This window comes from Actinopolyspora mzabensis, from assembly GCF_900101095.1.
Taxonomy (GTDB): Bacteria; Actinomycetota; Actinomycetes; order Mycobacteriales; family Pseudonocardiaceae; genus Actinopolyspora; species Actinopolyspora mzabensis.
Genome location: NZ_FNFM01000001.1, coordinates 250,803 through 264,838, shown reverse-complemented (window position 1 = coordinate 264,838; position 14,036 = coordinate 250,803). Strand labels below are relative to the sequence as shown.

Here is a 14,036-nt window from a genome sequence, read left to right as displayed (position 1 = left end):
TTACTACCGTTGTTTCGGATCCAGCGCGTCGCGCACCGCGTCACCGAGCATCACGAACGCCAGTACCGTGATCACCAGGAAGCCCGCCGGGAACAGCAGCATGTGCGGCGTGCTGATGATGTACTGCTGCGAGTCGGAGATCATCATTCCCCAGGAGACGACCGGGTACTGCAGCCCGAGCCCCAGGTAGGAAAGCGTCGCCTCCAGGCCGACGAACTGGCCGAGCGCGATCGTGGCGTAGACCATCACCGGAGCAAGGCAGTTCGGCAGCACGTGCTTGAAGATGATCCGCGTGTGGCTGGCACCCAACGCCTTGGCTGCGTTGACGTAGTCCTGCTGCTTGGCCGCGATCGCCGCCGAACGCATGATGCGCATCGAGATCGGCCAGGCCAGCACCCCGATGGTGAGGATGACCTGCAGCATGATCCGTATCGTGCCGGGCGCTCCCTGGATACCGGCGTTGAACACCGACAGGATGACGATGGCGCCGAGCACGAACGGCAGCCCGAGGAAGATCTCGGCGAACCGCGCCAGGAAGCTGTCGGTCTTGCCGCCGAAGTAGCCCGCGAACAGCCCCACCAGCGAACCGATGGCCACGGTGAGCAGCGTGGCGAGCACACCGACCACGATGGAGGCGCGAGCGCCGTGGATCACCCTGGTGTAGATGTCGCGGCCGATCGAGTCGTAACCGAACGGGGCGTCGGCGGACGGTCCCTGGCGGGCCAGCGTGAGGTTCTGCGCGTTGGGGTCGCCCGGCGCGAAGAACCCCGGAAAGATCGAGATCGCGACCAGCAGCAGGATGATGACGCTGCCGATGATGAACAGCGGCTTGCGCCGCAGTTCGAGCCAGGCGTCGCCCCAGAGTCCCCGCTGCTTCTCCTGCTTAGGAGGCTGGTGTGGTTCGGGGGTGCCGGGCAGTTCGTCACCGCTCTCCCCCTGCTGTCTCGCTTCGATCTCACCTTCGGCGTAGGCCCCGGCAGCGAGAATGCGCTGCTGGCCTTCCCCTGCGTTAGTCATATCGGATCCTCGGGTCCAGAGCCGCGTAGAGAATGTCCACCAGCAGGTTCATCAGCAGGTAGACAACCACCAGCAGGGTGACCACACCGGTGACGGTGACGCCCTCCTGGGTCTTGATGGCATCGAAGACGAGTCCGCCGATGCCGTGGATGTTGAACACACCCTCGGTCACGATGGCACCGCCCATCAGCGCACCGAAGTCGGTACCTATGAAGGTGATCACCGGGATCAACGAGTTGCGCAGCATGTGCACCGAGACCACCCGGCGCGGCTTGAGCCCCTTGGCCGTGGCGGTGCGGATGTAGTCCGCGCGCTTGTTCTCGAACATCGCGGTTCGCGTCAGCCGGGCGATGTAGGCCATGGAAAGGCTGCCGAGCACGAGGCCGGGCGCGATGAGTTGTCCGATGGTGGGATCACTGCCGACCGAAGGCTGGATCCATTCGAGCTGTACGCCGAACACGACCTGGATGACGAACCCGCTGACGAAGACCGGTACAGCGATCAGGAAGAGCGTGGCGGCGAGCACGAGATTGTCCACGAAGCCCTTGCCGCGCAGCGCGGTCAGAATGCCCGCTGCGATGCCGATCACTGCCTCGAAGACCAGCGCGATGGTGGCGAGTTTGAGGGTGACCGGATAAGCGTTCTGGATCAGCGTACTGACCTCGATACCGTTGAAGGTCTGCCCGAAGTTGCCGCTGAACAGCTGTCCCAGGTAGAGGACGTACTGCACCGGCAACGGTTTGTCCAGGTTGTATTCCTGGGTCATCTGCTCGATGAACGCGGGCGGGCAACCACGCGGCCCGCACATTCCCGCGAACGGGTTGCCGGGGATGGCCCAGACCAGCGAGTAGATGATGAACGTCGTTCCGATGAACACCGGAATCAACTGCAGCAGCCGCCGCAGTATGTATCGGCCCACCGAATCCTCCTTCGACCAGGACACACCCGGTCCACCGCCGCTTTTGGCGACGGTGGACCGGGTAGAAACAGTCCGAAACCCGAGAAGACCTCGCGGAATGGCTGTCACGAATGATCGGCCCCGACGGCGCCGAGAACATCGGCGCGTCGCGGGGTACATCGAGTGGTTACCCACCCTACGTACCCCGCTCGCCCACGGTGCGACCAGCTCACTCGTCGGAGCGTTACTCACCGTGCGGGAAGATCACCCGAGCCGTTCCGGGCCTTCTGACTCACTCTCCCGCCTGAGCCACCTTGAAGGTGGTGATCGCGGGAACCGTGCGGGAGTTGAGCGTGCCCTCGGCCAGCCGGTTCGAGGTCGCACCCTTCACCGCGTTGGTGAACAGCGGGATGGAAGGTACATCCTTGCCCAGCTGCGACGCCGCCTGGTTGTAGAGCTGGTTGGCCTTGTCCACGGTGGCGGCCTGGTCGGCCTCGGCGATCAGGTTGTCGAACTTCTCGCTCGAGTAACCGGTGTTGTTCGCCGAACCGCTCGTGGTGTAGAGCGGCTTGAGGAAGGTCCGCGGGGTCGGGTAGTCGGCGACCCAGCCGTAGCGGAAAGGCCCGGTCATCTCGTTGTTGTCCATCTGGTCCTGGTAGGTGCCGAAGGTGGGCACCGCGTTGAGGCCGACCTTGATGCCCAGGGTGTCCCGGATGCTACCCGCCACGGCGGTGATCCACTGCTTGTGGGCGCCGTCGGCGTTGTAGCTCAGCGTCAGCTGACCGTCGAAACCACCCGCCTTCTTCAGGTGCTCCTTGGCCTTGGCCTTGTCGTAGTTGCACCACTCGCCGCAGGAGCCCTTGTCCGGGCCACCGGGGAAGTCGGGGGCGATCCAGCCGGTGGCGGCGGTGGCCTCACCGTTGAAGACCTGCTTGACGATCTTCTCGCGGTCGATCGCCAGCGACAGCGCCTTGCGCAGGTCCGGGTTCTTGAACTTCTCCTTGTACATCGGGAGGTTCAGTACGGTGATGCCCATGCGCGGCTTGGAGATAGCCCGCTCGCCGAGCTCGTCCTTCCACCGGTTGTCGGCCAGCGCGGAGGTGGGGATGGTGTTGATCACGTCCAGGTTGTCGGACTTGAGATCCTGGTAAGCGGTCTGCGCCTTGTTGTAGACCACCATCTTGACCGCGTCGACGCTGCCCGCGTCGTCACCCTGGTAGTCCTTGTAGCGGGTCAGCGTCAGGCTCTGCTGCGGCGTCCGGCTCTCGAACTTGTAGGGCCCGTTGCCGATCGGGTTCTTGCGGAACTTCTCCTTGTTCTCGAAGAACGCGTCCGGCAGCGGCACGAAGGCCTGGTAGCCGATCTTGGTCGGGAAGACGCTGAACGGCTTCTTCAGCGTGATCTTGAAGGTGTGGTCGTCGACCACCTTCAGGCCGGACATCTTCTCGGCGGAGGGTTCCGGCGGCTTCTTCGGTCCCTCTTCACCGTCGGGGTCGGCGGGGTGCACCGCGTCGTAGCCCTGGATCGCGTTGAACATGTCGGCGTTCTGCTGGGCGTTGCCCGCGTAGGCGCCGTAGTTCCAGGCCCGGACGAAGTTGTCGGCGGTGACTTCCTCACCGTTGTGGAACTTCCAGCCCTGCTTGAGCTTGACCGTGTAGGTCTTCTTGTCGTCCGAGAGCTCGATGGACTTGGCCATCGCGTTCTTCGGCTCGAAAGACTTGGGGTCGTACTCCACCAGGCCGGTGAACATCGGGTTGAGGACCTGGGAGCCGAAAGTGTCGTTGCTGTTGGTGGGAACCAGCTCGCTCTGCGGTTCACCCCACTGGACCGTGATCGGGTCCTCCAGGGTCCCGGTTGCCTCGGTGACGGCGCTGCCGCCACCGCCGCCGCAGCCTGCTGCCAGCAGGACCGCCGACAGCGATGCCGCGACCGGCGCGACCATGCGTCGCTTGCGCATCAAATTCCTCCCGCTGTCTACGTGACTCCCCGCCGATCAGGGCGGGGGTCGCCACGCCGACGACCTCGGGTCGTCGGATGAGTGCGAGCGTAAACATAAGCGAGACACAGTTCACGACAATGAGCTGTCACTAAGCCGTCACTTTCTTTCTCGATTCAGCAAGATAATCACCCAATTGTCGGAATGAAGTGTCTCACATAATGGGAATCAACCGATCGAAAGGGCGATACCGTCGAGGATGTCGTGCTCACTGACAGTGATATCCGTGATCCCGGCTCGCTCCGCCAGCTCGGCCGCGAGCACGCTCACGACCAACGCGCCTCCCCCGATGACGTCCACCCGCCCCGGGTGCATCGGTCCCAGCGCGGCGCGCTGCTCGTGATCCATCGCCAGCAGCTCACGAGCGGTCTCGTCGACACTGGTCCGGGACACGCGGGACAGGTGGATCGCGGCGGGGTCGTACTGGGAGAGACCGTGCGAGATCGCCGACAACGTGGTGACGGTGCCCGCCACCCCGACCCAGCGGCGCGCGGCGGAGACGTCCACGGCGGCGAACGCGTCATCCAGTGCCTCCCGCGTGAACTCACTCGCGATCTTCACCTCATCGGGGGTAGCCGGATCGGTATGGAGGCAACGCTCCGTGAGACGCACGCATCCGATGTCCGCTGAGTGGGATCCGGCAATCCGGGCCTCCTTGCCGTCCCAGTGGCCGAGCACCAACTCGGTGGAACCACCACCCACGTCCGCCACCAGGAACGGACCGTCCGCCGGGTCCAGGTCACCCACCGCGCCGACGAAGGAGAGCCTGGCCTCCTCCTCGCCGGTGATGACCTCGGCCTCCACCCCCAGCGTCTCGCGGACCATCCCGAAGAAGTCCTCGCGGTTGGCGGCGTCCCTGGTCGCCGAGGTGGCCACCATCCTGGTGCGCTCGACGGCCTCCTCGCGGATGCGCTCGTCGTAGTCGTGCAGCGCCTGCCTGGTGCGGTCGAGCGCCTCCTCGGACAACCTGCCGGTGGCGTCGACCCCCTGCCCCAGCCGCACGATCCGCATCTCGCGGTGCAGGTCGCGCAGTTCGCGCGTGCCGTCCTCGTGCACGGTCACCTCGGCGATCAACAACCGGATCGAGTTCGTCCCGCAGTCGATCGCAGCAACGCGCACCATGCTTCCTCCTGTTTCGAAGTCTCCCGGTCGAGTTGACGGGGTGCTCGCTTGGCGGAACCTCTCGCACGGCTCTCGCTGCGGGGAGGCCCGACATCGGGTAGCGACCCAACGTCGGGCCTTCCTCGCGAGAGCCGCACGGGAGGACCCGCGGCGTCGCGAACTGCGTAGGGGGGGTTCGGCACTGGCGTGCCGAAGGAGATCCCACGGTTAGCAGCAACCCGGCCGGTAGATCTCGGCGGGAACGACCGAACGAAAGTCGGTGAACCCTGTCGATTCGTCGTCCGTCCCGAGCACCTTGTCGGGTCCAGGCTATTGCAGCGCAGGGTGGGCGGCACGGGCGACCCGAACCGATTCGGTCAGCGGTACGCGGACGTGGCGCCGACGCCCGCCCCCGACAGCGGCTCGGCGAGCGGCGTGAGCGGGACCGCACGGACTCGGACAGGGGCTTCCTACGAGTTTCGGCGTGTCGGTGTAGGGGAAATCACGAGTCATACAACGAAACGGTGAACAGCCGGCCCAGATCGAGCAACTCGCCCCGAAATCGGACAATCGCGTTATAGGGTTTCCCGTTCGGTGCCGGATTCGCAGCACGCCGAAACGGGAGTTTCGCGCGAACCGGGAAGCGCACCAACCAACGGCGTCACGGAAGGATCGAACGTGTCCTATCAGGACTACCAACAGCAACCCGAACAGCAGCCGAGCAACGGTCTGGGAACCGCCGCGCTCGTGCTCGGCATCATCGGGGTGGTGCTGTCGCTGATCCCGGTGTTCGGGGTCATCGCCTGGCCGGTCGTCATCGTCGGCGTCATCCTCGGCATCATCGGCATCCGGAAGGTCTCGCAGGGCAGGGCCACCAACAAGAGGGCCGCGATCACGGGGACGGTCCTGTCCGGTGTCGGCCTGGTCATCTGCATCGTCTGGGCGATCCTCGCGCTCTCGGTGTTCCAGTCGCCCGAGTTCCAGAACGAGTTCCAGGAGCAGATGAGCCGGGAGATGCAGCAGCAGAACTGACGGCCTCCCCGCGGGCGCGTTCCACGAGGCGTGCGGAACGCGCCGGTCAGTCGGCCGAACCGCCCGACGGCTCGGCGTCGGGCCCGGTGCTCGACGTGGGTTCGGCAGCGGATCGGGATTCGGGGGTCCCGGAAGCTGCCGACTCCGAGCTCCCCATCGAATCGTCCCCCTGCTCCGAACGGCTCGGCGCGGGTGCGACGTCCGAGGAAGGACCGCTCCCCGGTTCGTTTCCGCCGGAGGTGGATTGCCCGGTCGGCCGCTGCGCCGTTTCGGGCACGATCGGCTCGAAGGAAGGCCCGTTGCCGGAGGGCTCGTCCTTCGGGGGCGAGGCCGGCGACAACGGCGCGAACTCCTCGGGGGCCCGCTGACCGCTCGGTTCCGGCCCCTCGCTGGGGGCCGGTAGGTGAACCGCCTCGCCGGTTCGTTCGGGGGCCGCCGGTCCGAGATCGGGCAGATCCGGCGCGGGTGTGGGGTGACCGCCGGTGCGGTAGGCGCTGGCCCAGCCGAGCACGTCGCGCACGTACCGCTCCGAGTGGTTGTACTCGAACACCGCGCGGGCCAACTTCTCCTCGCGGCTCAGATCCCCACCCGCCGCGCACAGGTACTTCCCCGCCGCCAGCGCCGCGTCGTGCGCGTTGTGCGGGCTGGCGATCCCGTCGTCGTTGCCGTCCACGCCGTAGCGGTCCCAGGTGGCGGGCAGGAACTGCATCGCACCCACCGCGCGGTCCCAGACCGGGTCCCCGTCCAGCTCACCGGCATCCGTGTCCGGCACGGCGGCGAATCCCGCACCACCGTTGAGACGTGGGCCGAGGATCGCGGTCACGGTCGTTCCGGAGTCGTCGACCCGACCGGAGTCGCCGTGGCCGGACTCGACACGTCCGATCGCCGCGAGCACCGACCAGTGCAGGCCGCAGGACGGCTCGGTCTCCGAGATCCGGTCCGCGGCGTCGCGGTAGGCCCGCAGCATCGGCGCCGGAATCCCGGCAGGCCCGTCCGGTACCCGGACGGCGGACCCGGCTCCGGTGTCCGGTTCGGAAGCCGCCCGCATCGAGCGGCTGTCCCGGAGCAGTCGCACGCCGGGTTCCCGCTGTTCGGGCAGCTCCCCGGTGATCCCCAGTTGTCTCGGCGGCGTTCCGGACCGCTCACCGACCCCCGGAGCGTCGAACATCGCGGCCGTGAGCGCATTGGCGCCACCGACCAGCACGAACGGCAGCAGCAGCGCCAACAGCGCCAGCAGCGAACCGACCGATGGTCTGCGCGGCCCGCGACGGGCGGTCGAGTTCGGAAGTGTTTCGGATTCGGAATGCCGGGGCCACCACGCAGGCTGGTCACGTCGCCGCCACGGCGACGTTCTGCTCCGACGCGGCACGATCGCCCTCCCCAGTTGGTCCTCGCGGCATCGCCGACTCCTCCCGGATTGCACACCATCGGCTCGAAGATCGCCCGATGAACAGCGGTTTCCCGGCGCGGGTTGCCAGGGTGGTGCTGTGGCGGAACCTCTCGCACGGCTCTCGCTGCGGGTGCCCCGACATCGGGTAGCCACCTACGCCACGTCGGGACCGTCCTCGCGAGAGCCGCACGGGAGAACCCGCGGCGGTGCCGATTGCGAGAGTGGTCGGAGCGCGGCCTGCAGGAGTGGTCGGGGGTCGGCTCCGCGTCGTAGCGGCGCGGCGATTTCGCGAGAAATTGACGGCCACGCGCTCCGGGGCTCCTCGCGCGCGACTGCGCCGCTCGATCTGGGAGCGACGACTACTACTGTTCGGTAACCGATATGTCCTACGCTGCGGGCATGACGCAGCCCGGAGAGTCCGCAGCCGACTTCGCCATCCCGGCGACCCACCAGGTCAGCAACCAGCCGCCCCCGCTGGACGACTTCGATCCGCTGGACTGCGATCCGGCCCTGCGGGAAGCGCTGGCCGAGCACGGGCAGTCGGCACGGATCGAGGAACTGCGCCCGCTGGCGCGGCAGGCGGGCTCCGCCACGGCACGTGAGCACGGCAGGCTCGCCAACGAGCACCCGCCGGTGCTGCACAGCCACGACCGCTACGGGCACCGCATCGACGAGGTGGAGTTCCACCCCTCCTGGCACTGGCTGATGGAACGCGCGGTCTCCGAGGGACTGCACGCGGCACCGTGGGCACCGGACGCGCCGGCAGGGGCGCACCTGCACCGCGCCGCCGGGTTCTACCTGTGGTCACAGGCCGAGGCGGGCCACGGCTGCCCGATCTCGATGACCTTCGCCTCGGTTCCCGCGCTGCGCCACAGCCCCGAACTCGCCGAGATCTACGAACCGGGGCTGCGCGCCGGGAGCTACGACTTCGGTCTCCGGCCCGCCGCGAACAAGCGCGGTCTGCTGGCCGGGATGTCGATGACCGAGAAGCAGGGCGGCTCGGACGTCCGCGCCAACACCACCACGGCCGAGCCGCTGGCCGACGGCAGCTACCGGATCGTGGGGCACAAGTGGTTCACCTCCGCGCCGATGAACGACCTGTTCCTCACGCTGGCGCAGACCCCTGCCGGGCTGAGCTGCCTGCTGGTCCCCCGGGTGCTGCCGGACGGTACGCGCAACGCGGTCCGGCTGCGGCGACTCAAGGACAAGCTGGGCAACAAGTCCAACGCCTCCGCCGAGCTGGAGTACGAGGGCGCGATCGGCTGGCTGATCGGCGAGGAAGGGCGCGGGGTGCGCAGCATCATCGACATGGTTTCGATGACCAGGATGGACTGCGTGCTCGGTTCCGCGGCCAACATGCGCGTCGCGCTCTCGGAGGCGGCGCACCACGCCGCGCACCGCGACGCCTTCGGCAGCACGCTGCACCGGACCCCGCTGATGCGCGCGGTCCTCTCGGATCTGGCGGTGGAGTCGGAGGCGGCGATCGGCCTGGCGATGCGGCTGGCGAGCGCGATCGACCGGGGGCAGCGCGGCGACCGGGCCGAGCTGGACCTGCTGCGGTTGGCGCTGCCCGCCACGAAGTACTACGTCTGCAAGCGCGCCCCCACGGTGATCGGCGAGGCGCTGGAATGCCTGGGAGGCAACGGCTACGTGGAGGAGTCCGGCATGCCCCGGCTCTACCGGGAGGCGCCGCTGCTGTCCATCTGGGAGGGCTCGGGCAACGTGACCGCGCTGGACACGCTGCGCGCGCTGCACAAGCAGCCCGACACGGCCGAGACGCTGCTGGCCGAGCTGGACCGCGTGGCCGGGCAGGACGAGCGCTACGACCGCTCGCTGCGAAAGCTGCGGGAGGAACTGGGCGAACCGCGCGAGGAACGGGCCCGCGCCCTGGCGGAACGGCTCGTGCTGACGCTGCAGACGAGCCTGCTGCTGCGCACCGCGCCGAAGGAGGTCGCCGAAACCTTCCTGGCGACCCGGCTGGACGGTGACGCCCACACCCTCGGCGCCACCGGCACCCGATCCGACGTCCTGCTGGACCGGGTCACTCCCCGGAAGGACTGAGCCACGCCGAACTACCACCCCTTGGGCGATCGACACCGCTACGATGTCGGGACCGGCCGCGACGAGAGCCGCGCGGGAGGCCCCGCCACCCGACTTCGGGGCGGCGTCAATTTCTCGCGAAATTGACGCCCCAGTGCGGAGGTTTGACCCCGTGCTCCGTCAATTTCCCGCGAAATCGTCGCGCCCTCGCCGCAGGGCCGAACTCCGACCACTCCCACAGACCGAGCACCGACCACCCTCGCAGTCGGCACCGCCGCGGGTTCTCCCGTGCGGCTCTCGCGAGGACGCCGGAGACGTTGTGTAGGTCGCTACTCGATGTCGTCGGCCCCGCAGCGAGAGCCGTGCGAGAGGTTCCGCCACGGGACCAAGCACGCAACCCGTCCGGAAGTCACCCGAACCCGGGAAAGAGCTCCGGTGCTTCGGTGGGCCACCGCTGGGCGATCACATCGAGCGCCTCGTCCCCGAACGGGTTAACCTCGCGCCCCTTGGCCAATGAATGAGCCACGTGCACGTGCAGGCATTTCACCCTGCCGGGCATCCCGCCCGCGCTGACCTCGGTGCCGAGCGGTTCGAGCGCGTCGCGTTCGGCTAGGTAATCCCGATGCGCACGGCGATACCGCTCGGCCAGCCCGGTGTCGGTGGCCAACCGCTCGGTCATCTCGCGCATCAGCCCCTCGGACTCCAGCGTGGACACCAGAGTCACCAGCCGGGGCGCGGTGAGGTAGTACAGCGTGGGGAACGGGGTCCCGTCCGGCAGCCGGGGGCTGGTGCGCACCACGGTGGGTTCGCCCGAGGAGTCGCGGGTCACCACGTCGCGCATCCCCCTGGGCGGGCGTCCCAGTTGGCGCCGCACGATCAGCCGGTCGTCCTCGGTCGCGGTGGGCTCACCGCTCGGGTCCACGCCCGACACCGTCACTTCCCTTCTCACGTGAACGTGTTCCACAGCTGCTGGTACCACGGTTTCGACTCCGGAGCGGCCTGCTCCGTGGACTGCTGCTTCTCCTCGGAGGGCAGCTCGACGATGTAGGGCGTTTCGCCCGGCCGGACGTAGCCGAGGCGTTCCCGCGCCTCGGCCTCCAGCCGACTCGGGTCCGACAGTTCGGCCTTCCGCTCCGACAGCCGCTGCACTTCCTCGCTCAACTGCTGCTCCCGCTGCTCCAGGTCGGACAGCTCGTCGAGCTGCCCGAGATACGTGCGCAGCGGGACCGAGACGCTCAGCGCCATGGCGCACACGAGGGTGGCCAGCACGGCGGCCCGTCTGGTGGAGGAGAGCTTGAACGCACCACCGGTGCCCGCCGGGGTCCGGGCCCCTCGGGACCCGGACCTCCGGCGCGGCGCGGTCCTGCCGTCCGAGTCACCGCGCGGGCGCCGCGCACGCGTCGACTGCCGGGTACGGCTCGTGCCGTCCGCCTCGTCCCGTCGATCGCGTTGTGCCGGTCGCCCGGTCGGCATGGATCACACCTCCGCGCTGAACCTGGGGAATGCCAGCTCACCCGCGTAGCGGGCGGCGTCGCCGAGGTTCTCCTCGATGCGCAGCAACTGGTTGTACTTGGCCACCCGCTCGCTGCGGGCGGGCGCACCGGTCTTGAGCTGGCCGCATCCGGTGGCCACCGCGAGATCGGCGATGGTGGTGTCCTCGGTCTCGCCGGAACGGTGACTCATCATGCTGCGGTAGCCGCAGGAGTTCGCCAGGTTCACCGCGTCGAGGGTCTCGGACAGCGTGCCGATCTGGTTGACCTTGACCAGCAGCGCGTTGGCCGCGCGCCGGTTGATGCCCTCCTCCAGCCGCTCCGGGTTGGTCACGAACAGGTCGTCACCGACGAGCTGAACCTTCTCCCCGATCTCGGAGGTCATCCGGGTCCAGCCGTCCCAGTCGTCCTCCGAGAGCGGGTCCTCGATCGAGACCAGCGGGTAGGAGTTGAGCAGCTCGGTGTAGTAACCGATCATCTGCTCGGCACTGCGCTTGGAGCCCTCGAACTGGTAGACGCCGTCCGAGTAGAACTCGGTCGCGGCGACGTCGAGTGCCAGCGCCACGTCCCTGCCCAGCTTGTAACCCGCCTTGTCCACCGCGGTGGCGATCAGGTCGAGCGCCTCGCGGTTGTTGGGCAGGTCGGGTGCGAAACCGCCCTCGTCACCGAGGCCGGTGGCCATGCCCTTGCTCTTGAGGACCGACTTCAGCGCCTGGTAGATCTCGGCGCCCCAGCGCAGTGCCTCCGAGAACGAGTCGGCGCCGATGGGCGCGATCATGAACTCCTGCATGTCCACACCGGTGTCGGCGTGCGCGCCGCCGTTGAGGATGTTCATCATCGGCACCGGCAGCACGTGCGCGTTGGGGCCACCCACGTACCGGAAGAGTTCGAGCCCGGTCGACTCGGCCGCCGCCTTGGCGGTGGCCAGCGAGGCACCGAGCATCGCGTTGGCCCCCAGCCTGGACTTGGTCGGGGTCCCGTCCAGGTCGACGAGTTTCTGGTCGACCACGCGCTGTTCGATGGCCTCCACGCCGACCAGCTCCGGGCCCACCTCGTCCAGCACGCCTGCCACTGCCTTCTCCACGCCCTTGCCGCCGTAGCGGTCGGCGGCACCGTCGCGCAGCTCGACGGCCTCGTGTTCGCCGGTCGATGCTCCGGAGGGAACGGCAGCGCGGGTCAGCGTGCCGTCATCCAGGGCCACCTCGACCTCGACGGTGGGGTTGCCCCGCGAGTCCAGGATCTCGCGAGCGCCGACCTGCTCGATGATCGCCACGTGTGCTCCTAACAAGCTTTGTGAATCCGAGACGCCACGGCCCGCCGCGATGCTTCCACGACGGTCCCGTTCGGGGGAGACCGGACGCCCGACGACTGCCTCCGAGCCTAACCGGGCGCTCTGATCGTCCGCCGCAGGCTCGCGGTCGGGCTCCCGGCATGTGCGACGAACGCGCCGTTCCGGCGGATGACCTTGGGAACCGAGTCGGCGAAGCACCCGTTCGGCACTATGGCGGAACCGTCGATCTAGTCGTACCGTGGGTATGGTAATGAGGGCTGAAGGTACCGTAGAAGCGTTCCGCAAAGCGGAAACCCTTGTGTCGCAGCGACGCCCGCTGGAGGCGTTACGCGCGCTCGGTCCGGTGCTCGCCGAGGATCCGGACAAGCCGAGCGTGCAGCTGCTGGCAGGACGCGCGTATCTGTTCTCGGCGCAGTTCCAGCGTGCCGAACTGGCGTTCCTGCGAGTCATCGAACTGGACCCGTCCGACCACTATGCCCGACTCGTACTGGGAAGAACCCTGCAACGGCAGGGCAGACTGCACGAAGCCCACACGCAGGTGCGGCTGGCCACGACCATGTACCCCGATCCCGCGTACCAGGAAGTACTTGGAGAGATCCGAGCGCACATCGCTCGGGTCAACGCGACCGAGTGACGTATCCCACCACCAACAACACGACAGTCCCGCATTTCGTAGAGCGATACTCAACGCGGCTCCCTCGTGCCCGTCGAGTGGGGACCTGCTTCAGCGCGCCCAAGCCCCCATCCCGTAACCGGCACCGCCGCGGGTTCTCACGGGTCGTCTCGCGAGGACAGCCTCGACGTGGCGTAGTAACTACTCGATGTCGAGGATCCCGCAGCGAGACGGCCCGTGAGGTTCCGCCAACCGCACCGCCAAGCAGACCGAGCCGCACTCCCGACACGACGTCATTCGTCGCGACTGCCTGCTTGGGCGTAGCGCTCGGCCAGGCTGAACACCTTCCTGGCGTAGGAAACCGAGTTGTTGTAGGACATCACGCCGGACCACCAGCCGTCGCCGCTGCGCATGTCGCGCCCGCCCGCGCAGAGGTAGCGCGCGGCGGCCATCGCCGCATCGTCGAGGTTGTGCGGATCACCCACCCCGTCACCGCTGCCGTCGGTGCTCCACTTCGCCCATGTGGAGGGAATGAACTGCATCGGCCCGACGGCTCGATCGTGGACGGTGTCACCGTCGAGCACGCCGTCGTCGGTGTCGGTGATGGCACGCACGTCCTCACCGCCGTCCAGGGGCACACCGATGATGGGGGTGGAGGGAACCGCGTCGGCGCCGAGCCTGCGCCCGCTGTAGCGCCCGTGGTCCGACTCGACCCGCCCGATGCCCGCCAGGGTCGCCCAGTCCACGCCACAACTCGGAGCTCGGCTGCGCATGGCCAGATCGGCGTTCACATAGGACACCAGCGCCCGGGCGGGAACGTCGACGACGGCGGCCACCTCGTTGGCCCAGTCGCGCACCGGGTCGTCGCCCGATTCGGCGCCGGGTTCGGAGCCGGTCGCGGACCGGCCGGGGGCGCTCGACCCCGGTTCCACCGGGGCGGGTTCGACGTTCTGCCGCGCCAGCGGGGGTGCTTGCGGGGCGGCGGACGGTTCCCCGAGCACCGCCACCGCACCCACACCGAGCACGGTGCTCGCCACCGTGCCGAGGGCGAGGGCGCCGCGCCCGGCGACGGCCAGTACCGCACGCGGCACCGAGCGGGAACGCGGGTGCTTCGACGAAGCGGATTCGGTCACTGCAACAGGCTAGGCGACCTGTCCAGCCGTACGTG

At 68.1% G+C, this 14,036-nt stretch carries 12 protein-coding genes; 3 read left to right on the top strand and 9 right to left on the bottom strand.

Annotated features, from left to right (window positions below; all coding sequences use genetic code 11):
- Positions 1–3 precede the first annotated feature (3 nt).
- The 4 genes from BLR41_RS01165 to BLR41_RS01150 form a co-directional block, all read right to left on the bottom strand.
- Positions 4–1,017: an ABC transporter permease gene (locus BLR41_RS01165; protein WP_092625480.1), complete on the bottom strand. Its 1,014-nt coding sequence runs from the start codon at positions 1,015–1,017 to the stop codon at positions 4–6.
- Positions 1,010–1,936 carry an ABC transporter permease gene (locus tag BLR41_RS01160; protein WP_092626006.1) on the bottom strand — a complete coding sequence of 309 codons (927 nt, stop codon included), beginning with the start codon at positions 1,934–1,936 and terminating at the stop codon, positions 1,010–1,012. The genes BLR41_RS01165 and BLR41_RS01160 overlap by 8 nt, the downstream gene beginning before the upstream one ends.
- A gap of 271 nt (positions 1,937–2,207) precedes the next feature.
- Positions 2,208–3,872 (bottom strand): peptide ABC transporter substrate-binding protein, encoded by a 1,665-nt coding sequence (locus BLR41_RS01155; RefSeq protein WP_092625478.1) that lies wholly within the window; start codon positions 3,870–3,872, stop codon positions 2,208–2,210.
- Between the two features lie 207 nt (positions 3,873–4,079).
- The gene (locus BLR41_RS01150; RefSeq protein WP_092625476.1) at positions 4,080–5,033 is read right to left on the bottom strand and encodes a Ppx/GppA phosphatase family protein; all 954 of its coding nucleotides are present in this window, start codon (positions 5,031–5,033) and stop codon (positions 4,080–4,082) included.
- 657 nt (positions 5,034–5,690) lie between these two features.
- Here BLR41_RS01150 and BLR41_RS01145 point away from each other — a divergent pair.
- The gene (locus BLR41_RS01145) at positions 5,691–6,044 is read left to right on the top strand and encodes a DUF4190 domain-containing protein (protein ID WP_176797749.1); all 354 of its coding nucleotides are present in this window, start codon (positions 5,691–5,693) and stop codon (positions 6,042–6,044) included.
- A 46-nt stretch (positions 6,045–6,090) separates the two neighbouring features.
- Here the strand turns inward: BLR41_RS01145 and BLR41_RS01140 are convergent, their stop codons facing one another.
- Entirely contained in the window at positions 6,091–7,413 is a 1,323-nt protein-coding gene (locus BLR41_RS01140; protein WP_218119839.1) for a lytic transglycosylase domain-containing protein, read from the bottom strand.
- Between the two features lie 402 nt (positions 7,414–7,815).
- Here BLR41_RS01140 and BLR41_RS01135 point away from each other — a divergent pair, with 402 nt between their 5' ends.
- A complete protein-coding gene (locus BLR41_RS01135) occupies positions 7,816–9,495 on the top strand; it encodes an isovaleryl-CoA dehydrogenase (protein WP_092625470.1) in 1,680 nt (559 codons plus the stop codon).
- 388 nt (positions 9,496–9,883) lie between these two features.
- On the opposite strand, the gene BLR41_RS01130 is transcribed toward BLR41_RS01135, so the two are convergent.
- The 3 genes from BLR41_RS01130 to eno are packed head-to-tail and all read right to left on the bottom strand — an operon-like array spanning position 9,884 to position 12,237.
- Positions 9,884–10,411, bottom strand: coding sequence for a DUF501 domain-containing protein (locus BLR41_RS01130; protein ID WP_092625468.1), 528 nt, complete (start codon positions 10,409–10,411; stop codon positions 9,884–9,886).
- An 8-nt stretch (positions 10,412–10,419) separates the two neighbouring features.
- On the bottom strand, positions 10,420–10,947 hold the full coding sequence (locus tag BLR41_RS01125; protein WP_092625466.1) for an FtsB family cell division protein: 528 nt from the start codon (positions 10,945–10,947) through the stop codon (positions 10,420–10,422).
- A 3-nt stretch (positions 10,948–10,950) separates the two neighbouring features.
- A complete protein-coding gene (gene eno / locus BLR41_RS01120) occupies positions 10,951–12,237 on the bottom strand; it encodes a phosphopyruvate hydratase (RefSeq protein ID WP_092625464.1) in 1,287 nt (428 codons plus the stop codon).
- Between the two features lie 268 nt (positions 12,238–12,505).
- Here eno and BLR41_RS01115 point away from each other — a divergent pair, with 268 nt between their 5' ends.
- Positions 12,506–12,889 carry a tetratricopeptide repeat protein gene (locus BLR41_RS01115; RefSeq protein ID WP_092625462.1) on the top strand — a complete coding sequence of 128 codons (384 nt, stop codon included), beginning with the start codon at positions 12,506–12,508 and terminating at the stop codon, positions 12,887–12,889.
- Positions 12,890–13,161: 272 nt separating this feature from the next.
- Here BLR41_RS01115 and BLR41_RS01110 read toward each other — a convergent pair whose 3' ends face one another.
- Complete coding sequence (locus BLR41_RS01110) at positions 13,162–14,001, bottom strand: lytic transglycosylase domain-containing protein (protein WP_092625460.1); 840 nt, start codon at positions 13,999–14,001, stop codon at positions 13,162–13,164.
- Positions 14,002–14,036: the final 35 nt, after the last annotated feature.

Coding starts and splice junctions, on each gene's coding strand:
- BLR41_RS01165 (WP_092625480.1), bottom strand. CDS start 1,017: ATGACTAACGCAGGGGAAGGCCAGCAGCGCATTCTCGCTGCCGGGGCC.
- BLR41_RS01155 (WP_092625478.1), bottom strand. CDS start 3,872: ATGCGCAAGCGACGCATGGTCGCGCCGGTCGCGGCATCGCTGTCGGCG.
- BLR41_RS01150 (WP_092625476.1), bottom strand. CDS start 5,033: ATGGTGCGCGTTGCTGCGATCGACTGCGGGACGAACTCGATCCGGTTG.
- BLR41_RS01135 (WP_092625470.1), top strand. CDS start 7,816: ATGTCCTACGCTGCGGGCATGACGCAGCCCGGAGAGTCCGCAGCCGAC.
- BLR41_RS01125 (WP_092625466.1), bottom strand. CDS start 10,947: ATGCCGACCGGGCGACCGGCACAACGCGATCGACGGGACGAGGCGGAC.
- BLR41_RS01115 (WP_092625462.1), top strand. CDS start 12,506: ATGAGGGCTGAAGGTACCGTAGAAGCGTTCCGCAAAGCGGAAACCCTT.